Genomic DNA, 26347 nt, shown 5'->3' on the forward strand with positions numbered 1-26347 from the left:
ATATCAGTCCTGCGTTACCGTTGCTTCCTGCTGCTGTTCGAGACGTTTCTGATGGTGACGGTGCTGTTCGGCGAGTTCCTCGGGCGACGTCGTCTGCGGGAGATAGTCCTGCACGGCTTCGGGACTGCTGTACTCATAGGGTCCGCGATACACCTGCAGTGGACGATCAAAGTTGCCATGCGGAGGAGGCGACGGCGCCTGCCACTCGAGCGTGTTCGCTCGCCAGGGATTACGCTTGGCCTTCTGACCGCGGAACCAGCTGTACCCGAAATTGATGACAAGCAGCAACTGGGCGAAGCCGAGTATCATCGCATTGATGGTGATGAATTCATTCATCGGCTGGAACGGCTTGAGGAAATCGTAGATGGTGGGATCGTAGATACGGCGCATCATGCCGCCGATACCCAGGATATGCATGGGGAAAAACGTACCGTTGAAGCTGACGAAGGTAATCCAGAAATGCCATTTTGCCAGGCGCTCATTATACATGCGCCCCGACATTTTCGGGAACCAGTAATGCAGTCCGGCGAAAATCGCGAAGAGACTGCCGCCGAACAAGACGTAATGAATATGTCCGACAATGAAATAGGTGTCGTGAATGAAAACATCCACCGGTGTCGACGCCATGAAAATCCCGCTGAGTCCGCCGATGACGAACATCGAGACGAAGGCAACCGCATTAAGCATGGGCGCCGTGAATTCCATCTTCCCGCGCCACATTGTTCCGAGCCAGTTGAAGGTTTTAATGGCGGAGGGTACCGCGATAACCATGGTGCTCACCATGAATGTCGTACCGAGCAGCGGATTCATACCCGACTGGAACATGTGATGTCCCCAGACGATGATGCCGAGGAAGGCAATGGCGACAATCGCAAACACCATGGCCTTGTACCCGTAGAGGGGCTTGCGTGAGAACGTGGACAGCACATCAGACACCACGCCCATGCCCGGCAGAATCATGATATAGACCGCGGGATGGGAATAGAACCAGAACAGATGCTGCCACAGCAGCGGCTGTCCACCACCCGCGGTACGCGTCATGTCGCGCGCCGGAACGATGAGATTCTCCGGAAGGAAAAAGCTGGTGTTCAGGAAGTTATCCATGAACAGCATGGACAGCGCAGACGCAAGTACCGGGGTACCGATGATGATAATGATGGCGGTAATAAACACGGCCCAGACGGTCATGGGCATGTCGAAGAGCTTCATTCCCGGTGCCCGCATATTGAGCACTGTCGTGATGTAATTGACGGCACCGAGGATTGAGGAAAAGCCGATGAAGAACAGTGCGACGATCCAGAGCGTCTGTCCGGTGGATGCGACGGCACTCAGGGGTGGATAGGACGTCCAGCCTGCTGCGGCCGACCCTCCTTCCACAAGGAACCCGGCCATCATGAGCATGCCCGCGAGCGGGAAGAGCCAGAACGACACCATGTTGAGGAAAGGAAACGCCATGTCATCGGCACCGATCATCAACGGGATGGCGAAGTTGCCGAAAGTTCCCACGAGCAGCGGGATGACAACGGCGAAAATCATGATCGAGCCGTGCATCGTCAGCAGCTGCGTGTACCATTCCGCCGTCACCGCCCCGGCATCATTGACCCAGGTCGATGGCAGAAACTGGCCGATCACGGGAATGGGCTGGCCGGGGTAGGCAAGCTGCCAGCGAATGAAGAGTGCGAAGGCGCCGCCGATGAAAAGAAAAATGATGGCCGTCACCATGAACTGCTTGGCGATCATCTTGTGATCGGTAGAGAATATGTAATGCCGGATGAAGGACTCGTGATGCCCGTGTGAGGCGGCGTGTCCGTGCTGTTCCGAACTGATAGCTGCTTCCATATCGCTTTGTACCGTTACTCGTTGGTCTCTGCAGGTGCCGTGTCAAGCGACGCGAGCACGTTAGTGTACTGTTCGTCAATCCATGTGTCGTATTCTTCCTGCGACGTGACGTCGAGAGTCGCACGCATCAGGTAGTGACCACTCCCGCACAGCTCGGCACAGGCAATCTCATATTCCCCTGTCTTGCGGCTGTTGAACCAGACATCCACCCACTGCCCGGGCACCGCATCCTGCTTGACGCGCATGTTCGGGAGAAAGAAGCTGTGAATCACATCCATCGACGAAAGGCGGACGAGCACGGTCTTGTTGACCGGGATCATCATGCTGTTGATCGTCGTGTAATCGTCTTTCCCGTTCGGGTCATCAGGATCAATGCCGAAAGGATTGGTGCTGCTGATGAATTTCTGGTCACGCCGTCCGAAGAGTCCGTCAGACCCGGGATAGCGGAAGTGCCACATGTACGTCTGTCCCATCACTTCAACGACGACATCCGCATTCGGCGTTTTGCTCGAATACTTGATGTCCTCCCATATCCCGTCGCTGTAAAACGCGAGAAAAAGAAACAGCACAAACGGCAATGCCGTCCAGGAAAACTCCAGGAGGTTGTTGCCGTGGTAATAGTGCGCTTTCTCACCCTTGCGCTTGCGGCGATAGCGAATGATGAAGGTGATGTATATCACATTGACGATCAAAAATATCGCAATTGAGATATAGTAAATGATGGAGAACAGGTGGTCGACACCTTCTCCAAAGATGGAGACATTTTCAGGAAGCCAATCAAGCATGGACGTTTAACCTCGATTGCATTCGGTGCTCGTGTGTCACAGGGAGGATTTGAGTTCTTCTTCTGACCAGGCGCCGGATTTCGATTTCGTCGCCTCGCGCTGCTCTTTCACGACTTCAGGGGTGATCTCAGGGGCGCTGTTGCCGAAATTCGAGCGCACGAATGTCAGCACATCCGCGATTTCCTGATCACTGAGATCGTTCTGCCAGGGCTGCATGACGCCGTTGTACTTCTTGCCTTCACGCTCAATGGGGCCGTGAAAACCGTGCAGTACAATCCGCACAGGTAACCGAGGGTCGCCGGTCGCGATCTGAGATCCGCTCAACGGCGGATACACTCCCGGGATGCCCTTTCCGTTCATCTGATGACAGACAGCACACTTCGCATTGAACACGCTGGCGCCCGGACCACCCGACTGCGCGATCGCGGAGACATCCTGTGCGGAGGACGATTCGTCTTCCCACTCCGGGGGAGTCTCATCATCCACGAAGGCATAGCAACCGTGGAGGAAAATCATCGCGCTGAATACAGCGAGAAAAAGCGTGTAATTTTTACGCAGTCCAAATAAAATTCGACTGGAACAGGGAAAGACGTCGTCACGAGAACTCATTGCGGGCCAAGACTGATGTTGAAACCGTGAATACGTTTGATTAAGGTAATCGAAACAAGCTACGGCTTGTCCGAATTCCAGTCAAGTACACACGGGAAGATTTCAGCGATTTTCTACAATTTTCAACGGATTTGGGAAAGGGAATAGTTCCGTTGAACAAAGGAAGAATGGCCGAAAATCGCCTGTTTTCAGGGATTCAACAGATTTTCGCCTCCCCTTCTCGCTCGTCCTGATCTCCGGTTGCCGTGAAGGTAAGCAACTGTTTTGTGTGTGTTTAGAATACGCGAAACGGGATGCCTTCGGCACCCCGTTTCATTGAATTATTACCTCAAAAATGGCGAGGATTATTTTTCGGATTTCTTTCGTTCATGCGCCGTCTTCGTGTGACAAATTAATATGCGGCGAGCTCGCGCACGGATTTGATATCTCCATCGAGCGTGAGCGTGTGCTCCTCAACCACGAGATCCTGTCGTCCACTCATGGCGAGCGCCTGCTCAACGATCATGGACAACCCACGACAGCAGGGCACTTCCATGATAACCACGATGACCCGCGGAATGCTGCTCTCCTGGAAAATGGCGGCCAGCTTGTCTGCGTAGAGGGCCGTGTTGTCGAGTTTGGGACAGGCAACGACGACACTGCGATTGCGCAGGTAGCGCTGATGCACTTCGGCGGACGCGATGGGACCGCAGGTGCTCATGACCAGCATTTCCTTATTGCGGAAGAACGAGGCACCGGGCTGCACAAGATGCAGCTGCACGGGCCACTGTCCGAGCTCGCTCGGAATGAGCGTCGGCGATGCCGTGGGATTCGTCGTGGGACCTGCCGTGCGCCTGAGCTCACGTGCAGCGGATCCCGGACATCCTGCACTCACCGCCCCGGGGTGTCCGGTACTTGCAACCTGCCCCGCGTTCTCCGCCGAATGCTGCATCACGGGAATATGCACCTCCCGGTGCAGCTCGCGCTGGGCACTTCCCGGACAGCCACCTCCATGTCCGCCCTGCTCTTGCGCAGCATGGATTCCTTCATGTCTAGCCTGCGCCATTTCGTAACGGCGCACGGCTTCCATGCCCTGCGTTTCGAGAAGATGACGCCGGGTGGCTGCGTCATCGAATTCAGGGGCTTCGCGTTTTATGACTTTCAGCGCACCGGTATGGCAGACGCCGATGCAGTCGCCGAAACCGTCGCAGAACTCTTCACGCACCAGGCGGGCCTTGCCGTCAATAATCTGTATCGCACCTTCCGAGCAGCCGACCACACAATCGCCGCAACCGTCGCACAGTGCTTCGTTGATTTCTATGATGTCTCTTGTCATGATACACTCCTGATCAGCAATGATGTCTGCTGCAATATGGCGCGCGCAGGGCGCTGGAGCCTTGATTAAAGTCAACTCAGGTCAGAATTATGCAGAAACTGCATAAAATTCCGGCCACGAATATGCAGAAACTGCATAAACGGCGGCTCAAAAATATGCAGAACCTGCATATTTGGTTGCGTTGTAGTGAATTTCAGTCACCGGTGCAGGCGCGGAGGGCGGAGATATCCTTCAGGAAGAACCCGTTCCGGCGTTCCTCGATCAGATCACCGGATTTGAATTCTTTCAGGGTGCGTGAGAGCGTTTCGGGGATGGTGCCGATCAGGGTGGCCAGTTCTTTTTTGGTGAAGGGTATGGGACAGAAGGCGATGCCTGCGCTGTCTTCCGCGTGACGCAGAAGATAACGGGCCAGTCGCGCCTTGACATCGCGCAGGGCGAGGTCTTCCATCGCGGTGACAAAACCGCGCAGTCGCCGTGAGTATGCATGAAGGATGCGAATCGACAGCGTGGGCTGGTCAAGCAGCAGCGCGATGAAGCGCCGACTGTCCACACGCAGCAGCGTACACTCCGTCATGGCCACACAGGAGGCGGGATACGTCTTGACATCGAACATCGCGGCTTCAGCGATGAGATCCCCCTCCTGCTGTATGTGCACGATAAACTCGTCCCCCGCCGGAGTAATGCGATACACCTTGCACTGCCCTTCGAGCACAGCATAGAACGCGAGGGCGTCGTCACCTTCCCGGTACAGCACATCACCTTTCTCCAGGCTGCGCAGTGTCACGCATTCCCTGGCAAGCGCACGCTCACCCTTATCGAGAGCGGCGAAGAGAAATATCCTGTCAAATGCTTCGTCTACATGCATGCGAAGAACATACTGCAGTGCAATACAAACGGCAAGGGCGACTCCAAAAAGGAGCCGCCCCTGGCATTTCATGACTGGTCCCCTGGATGGCGGGGCCGGTCAGTAAAATATCGTGAGCGTGTCAGCGAAGGATGGCGAGCACGTCGGCGCGGGAGAGAATCAGGTAATCTGTCCCGTCATAGCTGATCTCATCGCCGGCGAACTTGGCAAAAAGGATGCTGTCGCCTTCCTTGAAAATCTCCTGCAGATCTTCGTCAGTGCCGATGGCCACGACCTTGCCCAGCTGCGGTTTTTCTTTCGCGGTGTCAGGGATGATAATGCTCCCGACTTTCTGCTCTTCCTGCTCGATGCGCTCGATGAGCAGACGATCATCAATCGGTTGAATGTTCATGCGTTCTCCGTTACGTGTTTTATTTGAGGTTCAGCAAATTATCAATTTTTGTTTTATCGAAGCCAACGATGGGACGGTTGTTAATCCACAACTGCGGAACGCCCTGCTGGCCCGTCTTGCGCACCATATCGGCCGCCGCGCGACTGTCCCTGCTCACATCCACATCCTTGAAACGAATGCCCTGCTGCTTGAGATAACGCTTGACGTTCACGCAGTGGGGACAGGTGGGGGTGGAAAATACGACTACTCGTTGCGTCTGTGCCATGGTATCAAATCCGTTCGTCTGTGAGTGCTGTTTTTTCCGACTCAGCCCAGCGCCTCAACGGCGAGCAGCACGCCCATGAACGCGAAATACGGGACGGCGACTTTCGGATTGCACATGATCGGACACCCGCCGGTTACACGGCTGAGGTTTTTGCTGATCAGGTAACCCGCGCCGCCACCGAGCACGGCACCACCAAGAGCTGTGAGTATCATCATGGGTGTGTCTTTCTGTTTGCTGTTGCCTGTCGTTGCTGGAAAACGACTGCGCGATGCAGTCGTCGGGATCGGAGCATGCCGTTCTCCCGAAATCGGAATACTCACGTAAGATGCAGGGATGTCCGGGAAGATTCAGTCGTCGCAGCCCACCACGGGACAGTGATCAATCACGCTCTTCAATGCCGAGCGATTCGAGCAGCATGCGCCGCGCGTCGTCGGAGAAACAGGGAGAAGATGCGCGATACAGTCCGATCATCTTGTCTATGGAATCACAGTACGACTTGCAGTCGGGACATTTCTCGAGATGACGTTCCAGCGCGCGACAGCGTTCCGAATCGTCCTGATCTCCGAAATGTGCGCAGATGTAGTCGAGGACTTCCTCGCAGGACTCAAAATGCTGATGTACAGGTTCACTCATGCTCTTGCTCTTTGAAAATGGGTGTCAGTTCGCTCCGCAGAAAGGCGCGGGCCCGGTGCAGCCGCGATTTGACTGCCGGGATACTCAGGTTCGTGATATTACTGACTTCCTCGGTAGATAATCCTTCGATGTCGCGAAGAACGAAAATCACCTTGTACTCAGGTGCAAGCTTGTCGATCGCTTCGTCGAGATGCGACTTGAGATCCGCACGCTCAACGCTCGCTTCCGGATCATGCTCCCAGTGGTCGACAGCAATCTCCGGTATGGTGTTGTCATCATCGTCGAGGCTCATGTGCCGCCGCGTTTTCTCGCTGCGGGCGAGCATCAGACAGTGATTCGAGACGATGGTGTAAAGCCAGGTGGAAAACTTCGAGCGATTGTCAAACTGGTTCAGCTTCTTCAGTATGCTCAGGAAGGTTTCCTGCGTGGCATGTTCCGCCCGGTCCTGATTCCGGCAGATATTGTACGAAAAGCGAAAGATCACAGGCGCATACGTATCCACCAGTTCCTTGATGGCGCGCTTGTCTCCGGCTTTTGCCTTCTCAATTATCCGGGCTTCTTCTTCGTTACTCATGAGGTGTGATGCCGAGTACGGGAAAATGATTCATTCAAGTTTGAAATGTACGAAAATTCGCGTTTTTACGCATCTTCCGTGTTGAAGTCGAGGAGCCAGCCATGTTCACGCAGCCACTTCCTGTGCACGTCATGATCCGGACAGTATCGTTCGACAATGCTCCAGAAACGCCGCGAGTGGTTGAGCTCTTTCAGATGCGCAAGTTCATGGATGATGACGTAGTCGCAGACCTCCACCGGCGTCAGCATGAGCCGCATGTTCAAACTCAGCCTCCCGGTGGAGGAACAGCTCCCCCATTTGCTGCGCTGGTCGCGTATGCCTACGTGACTGTAGCGCAACTTCATCTGCCGCGCGAGGGCCTCTGCCCGAAGAGGAATATCCTGCTGCGCCCATTTGCGCAGCCAGCGTTCAAACAGATCCTGTACCACCACCGCATCCGAGCACATCTCATGCGGAAGATCCACGCGCAGTGCCTGTTTCGTGAGGCGGATTTTCCCTGATCTGCGATCCCATCCCCTGATCTCAAGTGGCGTCCATTTCCCGCGAAGCAGAATCTGCGCACCGTCATGGTAGCGCCATTTTGGCTGTGCCGCTTCCTCCCGGCGAAATTGTTCAAGCCGATCGAGTATCCAGCCGCCCTTCTCCCGCACCATGGCATGCAGCTCCCTGTCGGGTGTGCCGATCGGGGCGGAAATCCGAACACCGTGGCGTGCGGATACCGTCAGGCGCACATAGCGGTTGCGCCTGGTTTTTTCCACCTGGTAATCAATCGATTTCCCCTCTACGGTAAGTCGCGGCATGCTACACTCGGCGTGCGGTGCACACGAGCAGTCCATCCCTGATGGGGACATGGCTCGCATGACAGGAAGGGTCGGCAAAGGCAAGGCGGTTAAGTTCCGCCACTCCTCTGGTGGAGGGGCTGTCATCGTCCTCCAGCATACGTCCCGACCAGAGCGCATTGTCGAAGACCAGGACGCCGCCCTCGCGCAGACGCGGGAACGCCGCGCGCCAGGCATCCGGGTACTCGTGCTTGTCGATGTCGCAGAATATCATGTCGAAATCTCCTTCGATGCCGGAGAAAATCGACAGGGCGTCCCCTGTGTGGAAGGTGATGTGGGGACGCACACCGAACTCTTCAAAAGCGGATTCCGCGTACGCACAGTTCTCCGCGTCACCGTCTGTGCAAATAATCTCCGCATCTTCGCCGAGCACCGTCGAAAACCACAGGGCGGAGTAGCCGAACCCGGAACCCAGTTCCATGATGCGGCGCGCGCCCGTGAGCTGTGCGAGCTGCGAGAGCCAGGTACCGACGAGCGGACCAATAATCGGAAAGCCATTGTCCCGCGCGCGTTCTTCCATGCGCTGCAGCACGCTGTGCCGCTCGGGAAGCAGTTCCGTCATATATGTGTTGATTGCCGGATTGACGATATGCATGGTACTTCCTTTCACCTTCCTCCGCCGCTGACCGCCAGTCGCCGTCTCCGCATTGCAAGTAGTGAGGAATGGGTTTTTACGGCGGTCGTTTATGCGGCGGCGGCAGGAAGGTTGCGAAGACGGCGCATTACTTGGCCAGAAGCATTTTCTTCGTCACCGCGCGGCTTCCGACACGCAGCTGGTAAAGGTACATGCCACTGGGCAGATCACTTCCATCGAAAATGAGGGCATGCGTGCCGGTTTCCATTGTGCCGTCGAGGGGACGCGCGACGAGACGGCCATGCATATCCCGCACCTCCAACGTTCCGTACCGGCCATCGAGTTCCGCGGGAATGTGATACGTCATCGTGGTGACCGGATTGAACGGGTTCGGCCTGTTACTGACCTGCAACATGTTTTTCACGTTCAACGGCTCGATGCAGTCACCGGCGATGGTAATCCATCCATCCTCCGTGAGAACGGCCACGCCCGGCTGCATCTGGAACAGGTGATGCCTGAATTCAAGCGGCTTCTGGAATACACCAAAACTTCCTTCCACGCCATCCTGCGCATGCAGACGGCATTCGAGGTACATCAGCACACCATCTTCATCCACTGCGTTCTGACTGGAGGCGCTAATCCTCACCGTCCCATCCTCCGGGTAGTCGACACTGGGCTCAGGCCAGCTGTCGAGCACGCTGCCATCGAAACTGACGGATGGTATTTCAACAAAAGCTTCGTCCGCTGCTATTGCGATGGTCAATTCCGTAAGTGAGACGTCAGCCGGATTGCTCCAGTATACCGGGACCATGATGGATTCTCCCATGACTCCGACATTGTCTTCAGGGATACGCAGGGAGATCAAGTAAACTTCGGGCTCGACGAACACGATGGACTTACAGCTCACGCCGGGGAATTCCCGGGAGGTCACATCGACGTCAAAGGTGGCACCAGGGGACGGTGTGGAGGAAAGCGCGCGTACACCCCAGCTGATGCTGGCTGTATTGCCTGGGGCAAGAGGCTGTCCGAGAGACTTCAATGAGGACTCACCGCTTTCAAGTAGGAAGTTCACGCCCATCGACAGCGCAGCGCTGACATCCGTGAGCGGCACATTGCCGGTATTGGTAATGCGCACGGTGTAGGAGAAGGGATTCGGATCCCATCCATTACCATTAAAGAACAGGGTGTCGGGGCCGGTACAGCTGACGGCGATATCGACGGAGTCATTGCTGGCCGGATGGAAGAGCACGGTTTCCACGCCACAGTTTCGTACGAGATTCTCATCACTCTCGACGCGAATCGTACTCTGCGCCAGGGTGGTTCCCGTCTGCGGTATCCCGCGGCAGTTCCACGAAATCGTCGCGCTCTGACTGGGATTCAGGTCCACCCCGAGTGCCTTGGTCAACGTCTCCCCAGCTTCGAGTGCGATCTCCGAGGCAGGATTCAGTGTCCCGCGTACGTTGGTAAGGGTACGCGAACCCGTATTCGTGATCTCCGCCTTGATCAGGAATGGCTGCGGATCGTAGGCATTGGCCGATGGCTGGTACGTAATCGTGTCAATCGTCGTGCAGCCCAGTACGAAATCGGAGGGAAGAACAGGAGGCGGCGCGACGATCAGATCCGAAGCGCATTCCTTCAAACTGCCTGCCCCGACAAACTCGACGCGGATACGTTTGCTCTTGTACACCGTCGCCGTATCCCGCACCGTGCTGAGCGTCCACGTTACCTGTTTGCTCGAACCCGGCTGCAGGTTGCGGACAACCTTCACCTGCGTCTCCCCGGTCGCCAGCAGCACGCCGTTCGGCAGAATAATGCTGCAGCGCACCGAATCGACCACCACGGCGGATGTGTTGTGTACCGTGGCGGTGAGGACGGACTGATTGTACTCGCCAGTGGACTGCTCAACGAACACCGTGTCGGGCGCGATGGTGCAGTCCGCGTTAAAACCGCTCTGCTCTGCAGGCGGAATCCATACTTTCGTGCAGCAATTGAGCGGGGAATGGAAGCGCGCGGTAACATTGAAGCAAACATCGACGCTGTCGCCGGTGATACCGCGTTCCGCAACAAGTTTCCAGATGAAATAGCGGATGGCTTCTCCTGGACGAATGGAATCGGCCGTCAAAGTCAGAGGTTGCGACGGCGGTGCGAGTCCGAGCGCACCAGGCAGCTGCACCTGTACGGCTACGTCGTACGCCGTGGCGCTGCCGCCGTTGGTCAGTCCCGCTGCCACGAGCACTGTGTCACCATTGCCCGCATCGGGCTGCTGGATGACTTCACAGCTGAGCTGCAGTGCAGCTTCGCGTGCGGCAGGGACAAAGATGATGACGGGACAGGGTTCGGTCTGCTGCAGGCTCTTGCCCTTCGATTTCACCTGCACCAGGATCGTGTCATAGCGACCAACCGTGCGCGGCACCGCTTTGAGCTGCCACATGGCCACACCGCTTCCATTGACGGGGAGCGTCGACGGAATAAGAAGCTTCGCTGCCTGCTCACCTGCCGCGAGGGTGAAATCAGGCGGCGGAAGAATCTCGGCGACGACGGAATCCGCCGGAGCAGTGCCAACATTCCTTGCCTCGAGCTGTACCGTGAAGGGCGACGGTTCATAAGCATTGAGAGCGTCATTGAACACAAGCGAGTCGGGACCGTCACAGTTGAGTTCAAGCACCGGTCCGCGAACGGCTTCGATGTAGATGATCTTTTCACACACCACCGCGCCGCCATTCGCCGCGTACACGGTAACACGCAGCGTATCGCTGCGACTCACCGTGCGGTCAAGGACCCGGATGCGGAAGCTTGCGTCAATCCCTGCACCCGCGGCGAGCGAATCCGTGAGCAGCTTCAATGCCTGGTCCGGCGCTTCGATCGAAAAATCTTCGCCCTGCAGCAGTGCACCGTACACGCTGAGTGCCGGGTTCGTCCCCGTGTTGTCGACATGCAACTGAAGGGTGAAGGGATTCGGGATATAGCTCCCGGCGTTGTAGCGAATCGTGTCGGGACCGTCAAGCGCACAGGCCAACGTGGGAATCGCATTCACCGTTTCAATATCGAGAGGCGTACAGCACTGCGAACCCGGATAGTTTTCGGCGGTGACATTGACACAAATCGAAGCCGGTGATGTCGGGCGTCCCACGGCGACAACAACCCATTTCACTTCGGCACTGTCCCCGGGCGCGATGACGGCGGAATTCGGGAAATCCTTTGTCGCAACTTCGTTCACCTCGAGATCGAGGAAGGGTGGCAGCTGAATGTGTCCACGCGTCGTCGTCATCGGAAGGTTCGACAGGTTGCGCACTTTGGTGATGATCAGCATGCGCTCGGGGTCATATTCCCCTGTGCCGTCATCGTAGACGAGCACGCGCGTATCACCGCAGCTGAGCTGTGCTCGTACAGGCGAGGCTTCAATGAACACGTCCTGACAGCACACTGCGGTGTCGAGCCCTGCGGCGACCTTGATGCAGAATTTTGTCAGCTCGGATGTCGGCCGTTCAAGGGGTCGCACCATCCAGGTTACCACCCCGGTGTCGGCCCTGGTTATGCGTGAAGGACGCAGTATGGTATTCACCGGGGTTGTACTGTCCACGGCGAAACCGGGAGGAACATGAATCCACGCAGGAACGTCATTCGCGTCCAGATCGCTGTAGTTGCGAATACGCACGGTGACGGGGAACACGTCGGGGATGTATTTGTTCAGACTGTCGCTCCAGACGATGCGGTCAGGCATGCTGCATTCGGCCTCGAGTTTCGTCTGTGCCCGTTCGACGATCACGGTTTTACAGCAGGTCGTCACGCGGCCGCTGTCTGGCTGCACTTCTATACAAATACGGTAAATGCGCGTCGAATCGACCGGCAGCACGCGCAGTGTGAATTCCACGAGTCCACTCTGTCCGGGTGGCAGCGGGTTCTGCGGCAGTGGCACGGTCTTCGTTCCGGACACCAGTTCCATTCCCGGGGGAACGTCAATGGTGACGAGCGTATTCTCCGCGGCAAGATTGGTATTGTTCTGTACGGCAATGCCGACACGAACGATGTCGCTGACAAATGAGCCGGTGCTCTCATCCCACTCCACGCGCAGGGAATCCCCGCAGACAATGTCGAGCCCGGGGCGTTTGAGTATCATCAGGCGATGCGTGTCGCCATCGTATTTCACGCAATCGTCGCTCTTGATATCCAGGTAATACGCCGGATACCAGAATACGGTATCCTTTCCGACAGGCGGCGTGGCATACCGGATTTTCATGAGCGTGGTTGAACCTGCGGACACGTTGAGCGGGCCCGCAACGCTGACAATAAGTGAATCCCCGACAATCTGCTGGGAAACCGTACCCTGCTCGGCGAGGAATCCGGTGGTGACCAGTTCCTGGAAGGTGAGCGGGGGACGCTCGAGGATTTTGAAATCGATGCGCCCCACCGTTCCGGATATATCCGCATGGAAGGTGACGGGAACGAGCATATCGCCCCGCTCATAGGCGTAGGTGGAATCGAAGGTGACGGAATACGTCGGCAGATTCGGATCGAGCGGCGCATAGAAATGTACGATGACGGTATCGGCCAGTCCGCAGGCTTCGGCGATGACTTTCAGTTCGCGCCGCGTGCCGTCGGGACAATTCGAGAGATAGGAGAACGTGCAATCGTTTGCCCCGTTGGTGACATGCGACATCATCGACATGATGACGTTGGCGATGTCATCCGGGTGATCCACAGAGAGGAATTTCCCTCCCGTGGAATCGGCAATCATCTGCATGATCTGCAGTTCATCCTGATTGTCGATGTAGCTGATCCCTATGGTGTACACCGGGATGCCGAGCTGCTTTGCAAGCGCGATAACCTGCGCGAGCGTGGCGCTGCTTTTATTGTCGCCGCCGTCGGAAATCACGACCACGGCTTTGATGGGATTCGTGCCGTTGGTGCGCACTTCATTGAGTGCCGCGATGATGGCGTCGAACATGGCCGTCTCGCCATAGGGCACGATCTTGTTGATGGCCTCATAGAGGTCATTCTGAATGGTGCTCATCGGCATGTGGGTGGTGACATCGTCACCGAAGCTGAGCAGCCCCACTTCGTCATCGCCACTGCCATGCGACTGCATAAGCTCGACAATGCGGAATGCGCCTTCCTGGATCTTGTAGAGCGGAGTGCCGGCAACGGAGCCGCTGCGATCAAGAGCGAGCGCGAGGGATACGGGGACGGTCTGCGCGGGACAGTCGAGCGTTCCCTGCATGCCTTTCAGCACACCGTTCTCATAGATGCGAATTGTCAGGGGATTGATGTTCGAGGTCTGCTGTCCTGCACAGAATGCCCGTGCATAAACCTTGACCGACGGGAAATTGGTCGTGTCAACACGCAGGATGCGGACTTCATTCCATACCTGTGCGTTGGTGGACGCGAAGGGGAAGGCTAGAATGAGCAGAAGTGGAATGAGGAGCAATCGCTTCATACGGGCATCAGGCTAAATACAACAAACCATGAACCCGCACCTCCACTGGCAAGGCACGGTTCACAAGACGTTAGCGGGAGGGAGCGCCCGGGCTCCAGTCGACGACGGTATCCTCATCAAAATACGAAAAAATCTTGCTCCTGCGAGGGATTTCCCCGTCTCCTATCGCAAAAGCATCAAGAGCGGCGGACCTGTACGCGGGGAGATCCTCAACAGTGGAACTGTAGAGACGGCAGAGGACGTCATCCTGGCTGACCACGTCACCGGTTTTCACCTGCAGCACAATGCCCGCAGTCGGATCCACGGTATCCGTGGTCTGTCGCCTCCCTGCACCGATTTCCGAGGCAAGGATGCCGAGCCGGAAGGCATCGACATGATGCACATAGCCGGATTGAGGCGATTGCACCTCGACAATCGCATCCGCATTGCGGTACGAGAGTGTATTTTCGAGCAGTGAGCTGTCCCCTCCCTGCGCTTCGGTGAGACGCAGCAGGTTCTCGAAGGCGAGTCCCCGGCGCACGACATCCCGTGCGATGGCCATGCCTTCGGTGACGGACTGTGCTTTACGGCCGAGATGAATCATGAGTCCTGCAAGCGCATAGGTGACTTCCATCAAATCCGGTGTCTCCCGGCCCTGCAGGCAATCGACCACTTCCACAACCTCCAGCCAGTTGCCGATTGCGCGTCCCAGCGGCTCACTCTGATCGGTGATCAGCCCCACCGTCGGCAGATCGAAATGCCGTCCCACCTGCGCAAGCAGCAGCGCCAGCTCCTCGGCCTGCGCGCGTTCACGCATGAACGCCCCACTCCCTGTTTTGATATCGAGCACGAGTGCATCTGCCCCGCCGGCTACTTTTTTACTCATGATACTGGCGGCAATGAACGGGAGGATTTCCACCGTTGCGGTAACATCCCGCAACGCGTAAATGCGCCTGTCGAGAGGGACGAGTTCGTCCGATTGCCCTGCCATGACCATGCCGATCTCGCCGAGCTGCCTCTGCATGCCGCTCATGGGCATCCGCACGTTGAAACCGGGTATACTTTCGAGTTTATCGAGTGTCCCACCCGTATGCGCCAGTCCCCTGCCCGAAATCATGGGCACGCGCACACCCGCGGCGGCAACAATGGGGACGAGAAGCAGCGATGTTTTATCCCCCACCCCGCCCGTGCTGTGCTTATCCACTTTCACGCCCTGCACCCCGCTGTAATCGAGGCTGGCGCCGGAACGGATGAAGATATCCGTCACAGCGAGCGTTTCCTCCATGCTCATGGGCGTATAGAACGCCGCCATAAGCAACGCGGTCACCTGGTAATCGGCGACCTTCCCCTGCATGTATGCGTGGAAAAATTCCTCCAGCTCCGCGCGGGACAGCGTTCCCCCGTCACGTTTTTTCCGAATGATTTCCTGCGGCAGCATGGGATGAATGTAAAGGAAAAAACCCCGTTATTCAACGGGGTTTTCAGATCATATTGTAATTGCAACGCTTTTGACGAAGCGCTGCAGCACTGCGCGTTATCGCTGCAGTTCCGCCTCGAGTTCGGGACGGAAACGCTCGATCGTAAATTTTACCGGCCAGGCAGCGGCATCACCCAGTGCGCATACCGTATTGCCTTCAATGTTCTTCGCAACACTGTGCAGCAGGTCGAGGTCCTTCGCTTCGCCCTGTCCCTCGAGCAGGCGGTGGAGCACCTTGAGCATCCAGCCCGTTCCTTCGCGGCAGGGCGTACACTGACCGCAGGATTCCACCTTGTAGAAATGCGTGATGCGGGTGAGGATGCGTGTGATGTCCGTGTCTTCATCCATCACCATAATGCCCGCAGTACCGATGGCGGAGCCAACTTCCTTGAGCGATTCGGCGTCCATACGGATGCCTTCGAGCTGATCACCCCGCAACGGCGGCATGGAGCTTCCGCCGGGAATGACCATTTTGATTTTCTTGCCATCGGGAACGCCGCCGGCGACGTCATTGATCAGTTCGGTCAGCAGCATGCCAGTCGGCAGCTCGTAGACGCCGGGTTTGTTCACATGCCCGGAAATACCGTAGAGGATGGGACCGGGGTGCTTCTCGGCGCCGATACCCTTGTACCACTCGGGTCCCTTGTCCATGATGACGGGGATATTGGCAATGGTCTCGACGTTGTTGATGGTGGTGGGGCAGCCCCAGAGTCCGACCTGTGCGGGGAAGGGCGGCTTGACGCGGGGATAGGGACGAATGCCCTCGATGGAGTTCATCAGCGAACTCTCTTCGCCGCAGATGTATGCGCCGGCGCCGCGATGCACGTAGATGTCGCAGGCGAAATCGGTTCCGAAGGTTTCCTTCATTTTCTCGCCGATATACCCCTTCGCGTAGGCATCCGCCACGGCCTTTTCCACCATCTGCACCCAGGCTTCATACTCGCCGCGGATGTAAATGTAGGCCGCCTTGATGCGCAGCGCGCGTCCCGCGATGAGGATACCCTCGATCATAAGATGCGGATTGAATTCAAAAATCTGGCGGTCTTTGAACGAACCGGGTTCGGATTCATCTCCGTTGACGCAGAGATAGTTGGGTTTCTCCCCGTCTTTCGGCATGAACGACCATTTCAGTCCCGTCGGGAACGCCGCGCCCCCGCGTCCGCGGAGACCGGAGTCCTTGACGATGCCGATGATGTCCTCTGGCGTCATGCCCATCGCCTTGCGCGCCTGGGCGTAGCCGCCGTGTTGCTCATACACGTCGATCTTGTGCAGATCGGGGGTACCGGGTAGAATTACGGGCTGGTAGTCAGTCATATGCTGTTCTCGCTCGTGGCGTGGGAGAGGTCTGCATCCCGAGGGACGGCATCCTCAGCCCTGCGCCTTCAGCTGATCAATAAGTTCGTTGATCCTGTCCGGGGTCAGGTTTTCGTGATAATCCTTGTTTACCGACATCATCGGCGCGGTGCCGCAGCTGCCGAGACATTCCGCCTCGTGGACGGAAAACAGTCCGTCGTCTGTCGTCTCGCCGATACCGATACCGATATGGTCCTTGATCGTCTTCAGCACCATGTCGGAGCCGCGCAGCATGCAGGACACGTTCGTGCAGACCTGCAGCTTGTACTTGCCGGTTTTGTGCTGATGATACATTTCGTAGAACGTCACCACGCCGAGCACTTTCTCTTCAGGGACGTCGAGCAGGGACGCCACGTAGGTCACACCTTCGTCCGAGATATGGCCGTACTTGTCCATATACATGTGCAGTACGCCCATGACGGCGGAGAGATTGCTCGGGTAGTGGGATTTGAGTTCTTCGACTTTGCGGAGTTCTTCTTCTGTAAACATCGAGGTGCTTGCCAGTGGTTATTTATCAGCTTCACCCATGACGGGATCGAGACTGCCGAGAACGGCGAGAATATCCGAAAGCAGATGCCCTTTCAGCAGCTGGGGCAGCGCCTGCAGATTGCAGAATGACGGGGAGCGGATTTTGAGTCTCCAGGGATGTCCCTCGCCGCGGCTGACGATGTGGAAACCGAGTTGCCCCTTGGCCGATTCCACGGCATGGTAGACTTCGCCTTCAGGTGGATTCACGCCGAAGTTGACGATCATGAAATCGTGGATAAGCTCTTCCATGCGTGTGTATATGCGTTCTTTGCGCGGGAGCACTTTCTTCGGCTCATGCGCATGGACAGCGCCTGTGGGCAGTTTGTCAATACACTGCCGCACAATTTTCACGCTTTCCTTCATTTCGGCAAGTCGGACGTAGTAGCGCGCCAGCGAATCGCCTTCCGTCTCGGTGATAACGTCGAAATCGAGCTGATCGTACACCATGTACGGATTGTCGCGGCGCAGATCCATCGCGATGCCGGAACCGCGGAGGTTGGGACCGGTGAGTCCTATCGCGAGTGCATCTTCCCCGCTGATTACGCCTGTATTGCGGCAGCGGTCGAAGAAAATGCGATTGCGGTTGAGCAGGCGCTCGCCTTCGTTGAGGCGCTCGGGGAACTGGTCGAGAAAGGCGCTGATGGCCGCGAGCCCTTCATCGGTGATATCCTGTGCAATCCCGCCGATACGCGTGAAACTCGTGGTGAAGCGCGCGCCGACGACGAGATCGAAAATGTCATGAATTTTCTCGCGCTCGCGGAAGCACCAGAGCAGCAGCGTCATGGCGCCGACGTCCATCGCCATCACGCCGAAACCGACGAGATGCGAGGAAATGCGTGCGAGTTCGGAGAGCATGGTGCGGATATACTGCGCGCGCACCGGTGCTTCGATGCCCAGCAGTTTCTCCACCGCGAGAATGTACGCGACGTTGTTGTGAAGGGGCTGCAGATAATCGAGCCGGTCCGTATGCGTGATGAACTCGTGGTAGGTCTCGTTCTCCGCGATCTTCTCGTACCCGCGGTGCAGATAGCCTAGCTCGGGCATGGCGTTCACGATGGTCTCGCCGTCGAGACGCAGAAGGATACGCAGCACACCGTGTGTGGCGGGATGCGATGGCCCCATGTTCAGGATCATGTCGTTTTCCAGCGGATCGTCGAAACTGATGTCGGGATCCATATCCAGCAGTGCCTGCAGCAGCTGCGTGCGCTGCTCCTTCGGCGGCAGGTTCGAGGTGACGACCGGAGTGTCGAAAAAGTCTGTTGTGCTATGTGTAGTGTCGCTCATATGCTAACCTCGTTTGGGCAACGGGATCGACCCCGGCACACCCATCATCGGGAAGTCCTTGCGCAGCGGATGATATTCGTAGTCTTCAGGCATGTATGCGCGGCGAAGATCCGGATGACCGCTGAAGTGCACCCCGATCATATCCCATGCCTCTCGTTCGTACCAGCCGGCGCCGGGAAAGACGCTGGTAATGGACGGCACGACGGCATCCTCTTCGTCCACACGCACCTTGAGGTGAATGCGCACCTTTTTCGTGATGGAGAAGAAATGATAATTGACTTCAAAACGCTTCTTGCGTGTGAAGGCGTCGAGGGCGAAGACATCCTCGCAAAGCGGGAAAGGGACATCTTCATTGTCACGCAGCCAGGTGGCAGCGGCGACCACGACGTCACGCGACAGGACCACGATCACGTCGTCACGAAACTCGCGTACTTCCTCCACGGCATCACCGAACTGCTCCTGCAGTCCGTTTACTACCTGTTCGACAATGCTGTTCATGTGTGTTCGCTGTTTGTTATCCCGCACAGGGGATTTTATGAAACGATAATCGGTTCTTTGCGGTCGCGATAATCCAGCACACTGGAACTCTGCACTTTCTTCTGCAGCTCGATCAGTGCGTTGAAGAGGTTCTCGGGACGCGGGGGACAACCGGCGGTGAATACGTCCACAGGCAGGAACTGGTCGATGCCCTGCACCACGGAGTAGCTGCGGAACATGCCGCCGGAGGAAGCGCAGGCGCCCATGGCGATCACCCAGCGGGGCTCAGCCATCTGGTCATAAATCTTGCGGACGACATGCGCCATCTTGTACGTCACCGTACCGGCGACGATCATGACGTCGGACTGCCGGGGCGAGAAGCGCATGACTTCCATGCCGAAGCGGGAAATGTCATGGCGCGGATCGCCGGCGGACATCAGTTCGATGGCGCAGCAGGAAAGCCCCATCGGCATGGGCCAGAGGGAATTCTTGCGTGCCCAGCCAACGAGTGCGTCGAGTTTCGTGGTGAGATATCCCTCACCGAGGGCGGATTCTAATCCCATTGCAGTGCTCCTTTCTTCAGCTCATAAATGAAGCCGACAACCAGGACGGCGACAAACACTAACATAACAACGAAACCCGGCCATCCGAGTTCCGTGAAACGCACCGCCCAGGGATACATGAACACCACTTCGATATCGAAGATGATGAAAGAGAGCGCCACCATGTAGTATTTGACCGAAAATCGGTAATGTGCGGTGCTTACAGGATCGACACCACTTTCGTAGGTCGTAAATTTTTCCCTGTAAGGTCGCTGGGGACCGAGCAGCCAGGACATGTTGGCAGACACCACGCCGAAGATCAGCGAGACGCCGAGGATGAGGAAAATCGGGATGTAGTTTTCGATCATATCACATAGAAACAGTTGTTTCTGTCAATTAACCAATGTAGGAAAAAGTCCCCATATTCACCAATGAAATAGAAAGGGATCACTGGCGATACATGGCTTCAATAAGGTCCTGGTAGCGCTCTTCCACAACCTTGCGGCGAATCTTCAAGCTGGGCGTCATCGCCCCGTTTTCAATGGTGAACGGCTCATCGAGCAGGGTGAAACGGCGCACTTTCTCAAAATTCGCCAGGTCCTTCTGCGTCGCCTGTATCGTGCCCTCGATCAGCTTGTACACCTCGTTGTGGCTGAGCAGCTCCGCGGTGTCGCGGTAGACGATGTTGCGTGCGTCGGCGTACTCTTTCAGCGCGTTGAAATCGGGGACAATCAGCGCGGTCAGAAACATGCGTTTGTCCCCGATCAATACGAACTGGTCGATGAATTCGTTGCCCGCAAACAGGCTTTCGATGGGTTGCGGCGCAATGTTCTTTCCCCCGGAGCTGACAAACAGATGTTTTTTCCTGTCGGTGATGTACAGGTATCCGTTTTCATCGAGCATGCCGACGTCACCCGTATGCAGCCATCCGTCGGCATCAATGGCCTCCTCGGTGGCTTTTTTGTTGTTGTAATACCCCTTCATGACATGGGGACCGCGGGTGAGAATCTCTCCGTCCTCGGCGATTTTCACTTCCACGTTGCTGAGCGCGTGCCCGACGGTGCCGAATTTCTGTTTGCCGAGACGGTTTGCGGCGATGACCGGACTGCTTTCCGTCAGACCGTAGCCTTCAATGATCGCGAGTCCCACGGCCTCGAAAAACTCACCGAGTTCCCGCGGAAGCGCAGCACCGCCGCTGACGAAGTAGCGGATGCGTCCCCCGGTGCGCTCCTTGAGCGTGCTGAATACGAGCTTTTCCGCAAGCGCACGCTGCGACTTGAGCAGCACTCCCGCGCCGCCTTTCTTTTCCGCCTGCACGTACTTGCGTCCCACGGCAACTGCCCAGTAAAAGACCTTCTTTTTCGCGCCCGATCCTTTGTCGACCATACGGGCGATGCGGTTGTAGATGCGTTCGAAGAGCCGCGGGACGGCAATGACGACGGTGGGACGAATTTCCACCATATTCTCCGCCACGGTTTCAATGCTCTCGGCGTAGGCAACAGTGGCACCGCATGACATGGCGGTGTAGTAGCCTGCCATACGCTCAAATACATGACAGAGGGGAAGAAACGACAGCAGGACGTCGCTGTCGTTGATCTCTATTGCCTCCGCGGCGGCAGTGACGTTCGCGACGAAGTTGCTGTGAGTCAGCATGACACCTTTGGGATTCCCCGTGGTACCCGAGGTGTAGATGATGGTACACAGATGCTCGGGTTTGATGAGAATCGAGGCTTCCCGCAACGCATTCGGATGGCGCCGGTGTTCTGCCAGTCCCGTGTCGAGTACCTGCTGAAAACTGATCACGCCTTCCGGAAGTTCGTCGAGTTCGTTCATCACGATAATGTGCCTGAGCGATTTGACCTCGTCCCGGATGCGCATCACTTTGTTGAGCTGGAAGAGGTTGGAAACGACGACCACGGATGTGCCGGCGTCGTTGAGGATATATGCGACCTGCTTCGCCGTCTGCGAAGGGAAAATCGGAACATCCGCGGCACCGTGGTAGAGGCAGGCCAGATCGGTGACTACCCACTCGGGCCGGTTCTCGGCCAGCAATCCGATGCGATCGCCGTCCTTAATCCCGAGCTTCGCGAGTCCGTGATAGAACTGCGCGACCATTGTGCGCATGTCGCTGTAGCGCAGGGGACGATATTTCCCTTCTACTTTCCGAAGTATCATGGGACGTTCGTCGTGCATGTACTTGTCCGTGAGATTGAGAAACATCTCCGGAATCGTGGCGAAGGTCACAGCTAAGCTCATGATCATTCGGTATTTGTTCTGGATAATGAGGCGAGGTTATCGGAAGATACATCCCTGCCCTTGCAAGTGCAATGCGGGACAGACCATGTCTGTACACCGGGCACGCAGACTGAAAACCTCATGCCCGGTGTACGGAACAGGCTATTTTTTTCCGGACCTGCCGGGTTTCGTGACGGGGAGTCCTTCACGACAGAGGGGACAGTCGTCGGGCTGATGCACCACCACATCAAGCGTGAGCAGCGCTTTCGCCGGAACGCCGAAATCCACCTTGCCACCACTGCGGTCAACCAGGTACGCGAGCCCGATGATCTGCGCCCCGGTCTGCTTGACCGCGTCGATGACTTCGAAGACGCTGCCGCCTGTGGTCACCACATCTTCAACGAGAAGAACGCGATCTTCGGGTCCGAGCGCAAAACCGCGACGCAGCACCATGCTGCCATCCACGCGTTCGGTAAACATGGCGCGCACGCCGAGCTGCTTGGCAGTTTCATGGGCGAGAATGATGCCGCCGGTGGCCGGCCCGAGCACCACATTCGGTTTGTCCTCCGCATACATTTCGGCAAATCCTTCGCAGAGCTGCGCCGTGAGCCCCGGATGCTCGAGTACGCGGAACTTCTCCACGTAATGCGGACTGTGCAATCCGGATGTCAGGACAAAGTGGCCTTCGAGAAAGGCGCCGGATTCCTTGAACATTCCGAGAATTTCTTCCTGTGACTTGGGCATGGGTACTCCGTTGGAATTGATGTGTTTCGGGGACGCTGTCCGCTTGCGCAGCTCAGCCCAGATCGTCGAGTTCGTCCTGCATTTCCGAGGCGGCATGTGTCTCGCCCGCTGCGCGTGCAACTTCTATACCGTTGCGCAGCACGTTGCCAGCTTCTTCCTCGTCTCCCAGCTGCGCCAGCTGCTGTCCGAGCATATGGTACGCGGCGATGTAAGACGGGTCCCGGTCAATGGTTTCACGCAGCAGCGCAATGCCGCGGTCCGTGTCCCTGCGACTGATATGCTCGAGCGCCAGGGCGTAGCGCGTGAAACTGTCCGCGGGATCCGCGTCGAGAAGCTGCTCCAGTTTTTCCAGCCGTTCTGCGGGATTCATTGCGTGAATGCCTCGTCTATCTGTTCAGCAAGCGAAAAATCTTTGTCTGTGATCCCGTTTTCACTGTGCGTCGAAAGACTGATGACCACCTTGTTGTAACGGATATCGATGTCCGGGTGATGGTCTGCCTTTTCGGCCAGGATGGCGATTTGCGCTACGAATCCGATGGCACGGTGAAACGACGCTGCGTCATACGTGCGGGTGATCTGACCGTCGCTGAGCGACCAGCCGGACATCTTTTCAAGGCGCGTATGTACTTCCTGCTGTGCGAGTGCAGACATTATATCTCCGTCAATATGAAACATGCGGTTGTTTCAAGTCAACACGAGAGAGCCGATGATGGTTGCATCGACAATACGGTCAGAACTCATCGTCCTCCAGCTCCGGGAGATCTTCAAAACTCCCTATACTGTCCCACTGAACTCTGAGCAGTTTTTGCAGTTCATTCACCTGGCGCGCAACCTCGAGATTCGAGTCGTCCGCTCGCAATTCCTGCTGTTTTTTTTCGTGTTCACTCTCCACCATGCGCCGCAAGACTCGTTTATATGCATCCAGCATCACGCGACGATAATCCGTCGGCGTTACCGTCTGCTTTCGACTCCATTCGCTGACCAGTCTGTTTTTTTCCATCAACATGTCAGCCAGCAGATTGTGCATCGGTACGTTTTCTTCCACGTAGCGCCAGAGATCGTCTGTCTTGATATGTCCTTCATGTTCCTGTTGCTCGAAAAGGACGTGCAGGAACTGGCGGATACGCGCATCACGGAAATGCCCGATGCGAATGAACTGCAATACTTCCGACTGCAGCTCCGGCGGAGCCTGCAGCAGCAGTTCACAGAACGTCTTCTCTTCCCGTGGAATGGCGGCACCATCGGCGTCCCCCTCGGGTTCGGGTGGCAGCACTTCCGTCGGCAGCTCCCGGGCCGGCTTGCGTTCCTTGCCACGGAGCTCTTTCGCCAGCTCCCTGTAGAGAACGGATTCATAAATGCCGTATTTCTCCGCAATGTGATGCACGTAAAACTCGCGGCGGATCGGATCGTCCATGCGCGCGACGAGATCGACGATGCGCCTGATCACCTGCGTTTTACCCTCCGGCGTCTCGAGTTTTCCTTCCTCACGAAAACGATCCGTGATGAAGTCGACGAAGGAAACCGCATTGTCGAGATGTGCGCGAATACCCTCCGCGCCGTGACGCCGGACATAGGAATCCGGGTCTTCCCCAACCGGCAGCTGGACGATGCGGGCGTCGCAATCCTCATCCAGTATCGTATCGATCCCTCGCAGCATGGCGTTGAGTCCGGCCGAATCCGCGTCATACAGGAAATAGAAATTCCGCGTATAGCGCGAGAGCATGTGCACCTGGTCCGGTGTCAGCGCGGTGCCGCTGGTAGAGACCACGTTCTCAACGCCGGCCTGGTAGAGGGAAAGGACGTCGGCATAGCCCTCAACGAGCACCACGGCATCGAGATCACGAATCGCGCGGTGCGACTGTGAGAGTCCGTACAGGACACGGCTCTTGTTGTAGACGGCCGATTCCGGCGAGTTCAGGTATTTCGGATGGTCGTCGGCTTCGAGCGCGCGGGCGCCGAACCCCAGCACCTTGCGCGACACGCTGATAATCGGAAAGACCACGCGGTTCCTGAAACGGTCATAGGTTTTCCCGCCGTCCTTGCGGATGATCAGTCCCGTCGCCTCAAGAATGTCATCGTCCATTCCCTGCGCACGTGCATGCTCGAGAAAATGGTGCCAGCCCTGCGGCGCAAATCCGAGTCCGAAGGTCCGCTGTGTCTCCTGGCTCCATGCGCGTCCCTCGTAATACTTCCTTCCCACCTCACCCTTCTCGCCCTGCAGGGTATCGTAAAAGAAGCGCGCCGCGAGACGATTCGCTTCATACATGGACTCGATCTGATCGCGGGTTTCCTTTGAAGGACCCCCTTCGCGATTGATGGAAATGTTGTAGCGCTCGGCCAGGGCCTCGACGGCATCGACGAACGAAAGCTGTTCCATTTCCATCAGAAAAGTGAAGACATTCCCGCCCTTCCCGCAGCCGAAGCATTTGAATATTGCGCGCTCGGGATTGACGTTGAATGAAGGCGTTTTTTCCCTGTGAAAGGGACAGAGACCTGTGTAGTTGCGGCCCGCTTTCCTCAGACGCACGAAGCCGCTGACAACATCGACGATATCAGCGGCCGCGCGTACTTCTTCAACCTTTTCTTCGGGAATTCTCATTTCATCAGAAGCATCTTCCGCGATTGCGTGCTGCCGTTGACCAGGAAGCGTGCCGTGTAGAGTCCGGCAGGCAGTTCCTGTGCATCGAACACGACGCGATGCCGGCCGGCGTCGCGTACGCCCTCCTCGAGCACGGCGACACAGCGTCCGAGTGCGTCATGCACCGACAGGCGCACATGCTGCGCATCACCGAGCGTATAGCTCAGCGTGGTAGTGGGATTGAACGGATTCGGGTAGTTCGTCTCGAGCGTCGCGTTCATTGGGGCCGGAAGCAGCTCGGCATCAACGACCTCCACGGGCGGCAGGTCGGGATCGTACGTGACAATGGGACGAATGAAGAGTCCCGCCGATGCTCCCTCCGTCGCCAGACTGTTCTGCGAGGTGGCAGTATCCACGGTGATACTGTAGCGGCGATAGCGCTCGTATTCCGTGACGTTCGGATGCAGCAGCACGCTGAATCCATTCCAGGTGCCCTCCCCGATGGCATAGCGCTGATTGGACTTGACCTTGATTCCGACAATGAAGTCCCTGCGGGGGGAGAATATCACGGGAGGGTCGAGCTGTACGGCGAGGACATCGCGCGCGCCCGCTTCCAGCGGATTTTCAAAACGGATATTGGGACTCGGGAAACCGGCGTCGCCGAGATCGACCTTGTACGTTTTCACAATGTTCGTCAGATGCGGGGGCACCGTCCCGTTCTCGTATACGTAGAGGAACAGCGTGTCATTGCCGGTCAGCGGCTGAAATTTCACGAGGCTGAAACCGACGAGCACCGTATGCAGCGTGCATTTTTCGGCCGGCGTAAAGCGTGCGTTGAACACCACATCGAGCTCACCCGGGAAACGGGTCACCGCGACAAGCTGTCCATTATAAATGTCGTTGAGTCCGTCATACTGCAGCGTATCCGACTGTGCGGACGCAGTGCTCCACAGACAGACGAGAAGGACGAAGGTGGCGAAGTACTTCATGGACGCTCCTGCAATTCTGATGATCGCGTGCGTGAAAG

Annotated in this window: 26 protein-coding genes; all 26 read right to left on the bottom strand. The window is 56.9% G+C overall.

Annotated features, from left to right (window positions below; all coding sequences use genetic code 11):
• Positions 1 to 3: 3 nt before the first annotated feature.
• The 26 genes from KQI65_15155 to KQI65_15280 all read right to left on the bottom strand — a co-directional run bounded on the left by KQI65_15155 (position 4) and on the right by KQI65_15280 (position 26309).
• On the bottom strand, positions 4 to 1839 hold the full coding sequence (locus tag KQI65_15155) for a cbb3-type cytochrome c oxidase subunit I (protein MCB2206078.1): 1836 nt from the start codon (positions 1837 to 1839) through the stop codon (positions 4 to 6).
• A gap of 14 nt (positions 1840 to 1853) precedes the next feature.
• On the bottom strand, positions 1854 to 2624 hold the full coding sequence (coxB, locus tag KQI65_15160; protein MCB2206079.1) for a cytochrome c oxidase subunit II: 771 nt from the start codon (positions 2622 to 2624) through the stop codon (positions 1854 to 1856).
• Between the two features lie 36 nt (positions 2625 to 2660).
• Positions 2661 to 3140, bottom strand: coding sequence for a cytochrome c (locus tag KQI65_15165; GenBank protein MCB2206080.1), 480 nt, complete (start codon positions 3138 to 3140; stop codon positions 2661 to 2663).
• Between the two features lie 484 nt (positions 3141 to 3624).
• Positions 3625 to 4548 carry a 4Fe-4S ferredoxin gene (locus tag KQI65_15170; protein MCB2206081.1) on the bottom strand — a complete coding sequence of 308 codons (924 nt, stop codon included), beginning with the start codon at positions 4546 to 4548 and terminating at the stop codon, positions 3625 to 3627.
• 193 nt (positions 4549 to 4741) lie between these two features.
• Entirely contained in the window at positions 4742 to 5413 is a 672-nt protein-coding gene (locus KQI65_15175) for a Crp/Fnr family transcriptional regulator (GenBank protein ID MCB2206082.1), read from the bottom strand.
• Between the two features lie 121 nt (positions 5414 to 5534).
• Entirely contained in the window at positions 5535 to 5804 is a 270-nt protein-coding gene (locus KQI65_15180; protein MCB2206083.1) for a co-chaperone GroES, read from the bottom strand.
• Between the two features lie 19 nt (positions 5805 to 5823).
• Positions 5824 to 6069, bottom strand: a complete 246-nt coding sequence (locus KQI65_15185) for an NrdH-redoxin (protein MCB2206084.1) — start codon at positions 6067 to 6069, stop codon at positions 5824 to 5826.
• 41 nt (positions 6070 to 6110) lie between these two features.
• Positions 6111 to 6284: a YtxH domain-containing protein gene (locus tag KQI65_15190; GenBank protein MCB2206085.1), complete on the bottom strand. Its 174-nt coding sequence runs from the start codon at positions 6282 to 6284 to the stop codon at positions 6111 to 6113.
• A gap of 163 nt (positions 6285 to 6447) precedes the next feature.
• A complete protein-coding gene (locus tag KQI65_15195; protein ID MCB2206086.1) occupies positions 6448 to 6702 on the bottom strand; it encodes a hypothetical protein in 255 nt (84 codons plus the stop codon).
• Positions 6695 to 7276 carry an RNA polymerase sigma factor gene (locus tag KQI65_15200; GenBank protein MCB2206087.1) on the bottom strand — a complete coding sequence of 194 codons (582 nt, stop codon included), beginning with the start codon at positions 7274 to 7276 and terminating at the stop codon, positions 6695 to 6697. The genes KQI65_15195 and KQI65_15200 overlap by 8 nt, the downstream gene beginning before the upstream one ends.
• A gap of 65 nt (positions 7277 to 7341) precedes the next feature.
• Positions 7342 to 8076: a M48 family metallopeptidase gene (locus KQI65_15205; protein ID MCB2206088.1), complete on the bottom strand. Its 735-nt coding sequence runs from the start codon at positions 8074 to 8076 to the stop codon at positions 7342 to 7344.
• A gap of 1 nt (position 8077) precedes the next feature.
• Positions 8078 to 8725, bottom strand: a complete 648-nt coding sequence (locus KQI65_15210; protein ID MCB2206089.1) for an O-methyltransferase — start codon at positions 8723 to 8725, stop codon at positions 8078 to 8080.
• Positions 8726 to 8837: 112 nt separating this feature from the next.
• Positions 8838 to 14123, bottom strand: a complete 5286-nt coding sequence (locus KQI65_15215; protein MCB2206090.1) for a VWA domain-containing protein — start codon at positions 14121 to 14123, stop codon at positions 8838 to 8840.
• A 70-nt stretch (positions 14124 to 14193) separates the two neighbouring features.
• Positions 14194 to 15540: a thymidine phosphorylase gene (locus KQI65_15220; protein ID MCB2206091.1), complete on the bottom strand. Its 1347-nt coding sequence runs from the start codon at positions 15538 to 15540 to the stop codon at positions 14194 to 14196.
• A 96-nt stretch (positions 15541 to 15636) separates the two neighbouring features.
• Positions 15637 to 16893 carry an NADH-quinone oxidoreductase subunit NuoF gene (gene nuoF, locus KQI65_15225; GenBank protein MCB2206092.1) on the bottom strand — a complete coding sequence of 419 codons (1257 nt, stop codon included), beginning with the start codon at positions 16891 to 16893 and terminating at the stop codon, positions 15637 to 15639.
• 54 nt (positions 16894 to 16947) lie between these two features.
• Positions 16948 to 17421 carry an NAD(P)H-dependent oxidoreductase subunit E gene (locus tag KQI65_15230; protein ID MCB2206093.1) on the bottom strand — a complete coding sequence of 158 codons (474 nt, stop codon included), beginning with the start codon at positions 17419 to 17421 and terminating at the stop codon, positions 16948 to 16950.
• Positions 17422 to 17439: 18 nt separating this feature from the next.
• Positions 17440 to 18744 (bottom strand): NADH dehydrogenase (quinone) subunit D, encoded by a 1305-nt coding sequence (gene nuoD / locus KQI65_15235; protein MCB2206094.1) that lies wholly within the window; start codon positions 18742 to 18744, stop codon positions 17440 to 17442.
• Positions 18745 to 18747: 3 nt separating this feature from the next.
• Entirely contained in the window at positions 18748 to 19242 is a 495-nt protein-coding gene (locus tag KQI65_15240) for an NADH-quinone oxidoreductase subunit C (protein MCB2206095.1), read from the bottom strand.
• A gap of 35 nt (positions 19243 to 19277) precedes the next feature.
• The gene (locus KQI65_15245) at positions 19278 to 19784 is read right to left on the bottom strand and encodes an NADH-quinone oxidoreductase subunit B (GenBank protein MCB2206096.1); all 507 of its coding nucleotides are present in this window, start codon (positions 19782 to 19784) and stop codon (positions 19278 to 19280) included.
• Complete coding sequence (ndhC, locus tag KQI65_15250; protein MCB2206097.1) at positions 19775 to 20131, bottom strand: NADH-quinone oxidoreductase subunit A; 357 nt, start codon at positions 20129 to 20131, stop codon at positions 19775 to 19777. Before ndhC ends, KQI65_15245 begins: the two co-directional genes overlap by 10 nt.
• Before the next feature lie 79 nt (positions 20132 to 20210).
• On the bottom strand, positions 20211 to 22019 hold the full coding sequence (locus KQI65_15255) for a long-chain fatty acid--CoA ligase (GenBank protein ID MCB2206098.1): 1809 nt from the start codon (positions 22017 to 22019) through the stop codon (positions 20211 to 20213).
• Between the two features lie 141 nt (positions 22020 to 22160).
• Positions 22161 to 22742, bottom strand: coding sequence for an orotate phosphoribosyltransferase (gene pyrE, locus KQI65_15260; protein MCB2206099.1), 582 nt, complete (start codon positions 22740 to 22742; stop codon positions 22161 to 22163).
• Positions 22743 to 22794: 52 nt separating this feature from the next.
• On the bottom strand, positions 22795 to 23112 hold the full coding sequence (locus tag KQI65_15265) for a hypothetical protein (protein MCB2206100.1): 318 nt from the start codon (positions 23110 to 23112) through the stop codon (positions 22795 to 22797).
• Positions 23109 to 23393: a 4a-hydroxytetrahydrobiopterin dehydratase gene (locus tag KQI65_15270; GenBank protein MCB2206101.1), complete on the bottom strand. Its 285-nt coding sequence runs from the start codon at positions 23391 to 23393 to the stop codon at positions 23109 to 23111. Before KQI65_15270 ends, KQI65_15265 begins: the two co-directional genes overlap by 4 nt.
• A 79-nt stretch (positions 23394 to 23472) precedes the next feature.
• The gene (gene dnaG / locus KQI65_15275) at positions 23473 to 25341 is read right to left on the bottom strand and encodes a DNA primase (protein MCB2206102.1); all 1869 of its coding nucleotides are present in this window, start codon (positions 25339 to 25341) and stop codon (positions 23473 to 23475) included.
• A complete protein-coding gene (locus tag KQI65_15280; protein MCB2206103.1) occupies positions 25338 to 26309 on the bottom strand; it encodes a T9SS type A sorting domain-containing protein in 972 nt (323 codons plus the stop codon). Before KQI65_15280 ends, dnaG begins: the two co-directional genes overlap by 4 nt.
• Positions 26310 to 26347 lie beyond the last annotated feature (38 nt).

Source organism: bacterium (assembly GCA_020444325.1).
Classification (GTDB): Bacteria; Bacteroidota; Ignavibacteria; order SZUA-365; family SZUA-365; genus BM516.

What these genes read in the sequence shown, in the direction of transcription:
- KQI65_15155 (MCB2206078.1), bottom strand. Translation starts at nt 1,839, where the DNA reads ATGGAAGCAGCTATCAGTTCGGAACAGCACGGACACGCCGCCTCACAC.
- coxB (MCB2206079.1), bottom strand. Translation starts at nt 2,624, where the DNA reads ATGCTTGATTGGCTTCCTGAAAATGTCTCCATCTTTGGAGAAGGTGTC.
- KQI65_15165 (MCB2206080.1), bottom strand. Translation starts at nt 3,140, where the DNA reads ATGATTTTCCTCCACGGTTGCTATGCCTTCGTGGATGATGAGACTCCC.
- KQI65_15170 (MCB2206081.1), bottom strand. Translation starts at nt 4,548, where the DNA reads ATGACAAGAGACATCATAGAAATCAACGAAGCACTGTGCGACGGTTGC.
- KQI65_15175 (MCB2206082.1), bottom strand. Translation starts at nt 5,413, where the DNA reads ATGCATGTAGACGAAGCATTTGACAGGATATTTCTCTTCGCCGCTCTC.
- KQI65_15180 (MCB2206083.1), bottom strand. Translation starts at nt 5,804, where the DNA reads ATGAACATTCAACCGATTGATGATCGTCTGCTCATCGAGCGCATCGAG.
- KQI65_15185 (MCB2206084.1), bottom strand. Translation starts at nt 6,069, where the DNA reads ATGGCACAGACGCAACGAGTAGTCGTATTTTCCACCCCCACCTGTCCC.
- KQI65_15190 (MCB2206085.1), bottom strand. Translation starts at nt 6,284, where the DNA reads ATGATGATACTCACAGCTCTTGGTGGTGCCGTGCTCGGTGGCGGCGCG.
- KQI65_15195 (MCB2206086.1), bottom strand. Translation starts at nt 6,702, where the DNA reads ATGAGTGAACCTGTACATCAGCATTTTGAGTCCTGCGAGGAAGTCCTC.
- KQI65_15200 (MCB2206087.1), bottom strand. Translation starts at nt 7,276, where the DNA reads ATGAGTAACGAAGAAGAAGCCCGGATAATTGAGAAGGCAAAAGCCGGA.
- KQI65_15205 (MCB2206088.1), bottom strand. Translation starts at nt 8,076, where the DNA reads ATGCCGCGACTTACCGTAGAGGGGAAATCGATTGATTACCAGGTGGAA.
- KQI65_15215 (MCB2206090.1), bottom strand. Translation starts at nt 14,123, where the DNA reads ATGAAGCGATTGCTCCTCATTCCACTTCTGCTCATTCTAGCCTTCCCC.
- KQI65_15220 (MCB2206091.1), bottom strand. Translation starts at nt 15,540, where the DNA reads ATGCTGCCGCAGGAAATCATTCGGAAAAAACGTGACGGGGGAACGCTG.
- nuoF (MCB2206092.1), bottom strand. Translation starts at nt 16,893, where the DNA reads ATGACTGACTACCAGCCCGTAATTCTACCCGGTACCCCCGATCTGCAC.
- KQI65_15230 (MCB2206093.1), bottom strand. Translation starts at nt 17,421, where the DNA reads ATGTTTACAGAAGAAGAACTCCGCAAAGTCGAAGAACTCAAATCCCAC.
- nuoD (MCB2206094.1), bottom strand. Translation starts at nt 18,744, where the DNA reads ATGAGCGACACTACACATAGCACAACAGACTTTTTCGACACTCCGGTC.
- KQI65_15240 (MCB2206095.1), bottom strand. Translation starts at nt 19,242, where the DNA reads ATGAACAGCATTGTCGAACAGGTAGTAAACGGACTGCAGGAGCAGTTC.
- KQI65_15245 (MCB2206096.1), bottom strand. Translation starts at nt 19,784, where the DNA reads ATGGGATTAGAATCCGCCCTCGGTGAGGGATATCTCACCACGAAACTC.
- ndhC (MCB2206097.1), bottom strand. Translation starts at nt 20,131, where the DNA reads ATGATCGAAAACTACATCCCGATTTTCCTCATCCTCGGCGTCTCGCTG.
- KQI65_15255 (MCB2206098.1), bottom strand. Translation starts at nt 22,019, where the DNA reads ATGAGCTTAGCTGTGACCTTCGCCACGATTCCGGAGATGTTTCTCAAT.
- pyrE (MCB2206099.1), bottom strand. Translation starts at nt 22,742, where the DNA reads ATGCCCAAGTCACAGGAAGAAATTCTCGGAATGTTCAAGGAATCCGGC.
- KQI65_15265 (MCB2206100.1), bottom strand. Translation starts at nt 23,112, where the DNA reads ATGAATCCCGCAGAACGGCTGGAAAAACTGGAGCAGCTTCTCGACGCG.
- KQI65_15270 (MCB2206101.1), bottom strand. Translation starts at nt 23,393, where the DNA reads ATGTCTGCACTCGCACAGCAGGAAGTACATACGCGCCTTGAAAAGATG.
- dnaG (MCB2206102.1), bottom strand. Translation starts at nt 25,341, where the DNA reads ATGAGAATTCCCGAAGAAAAGGTTGAAGAAGTACGCGCGGCCGCTGAT.
- KQI65_15280 (MCB2206103.1), bottom strand. Translation starts at nt 26,309, where the DNA reads ATGAAGTACTTCGCCACCTTCGTCCTTCTCGTCTGTCTGTGGAGCACT.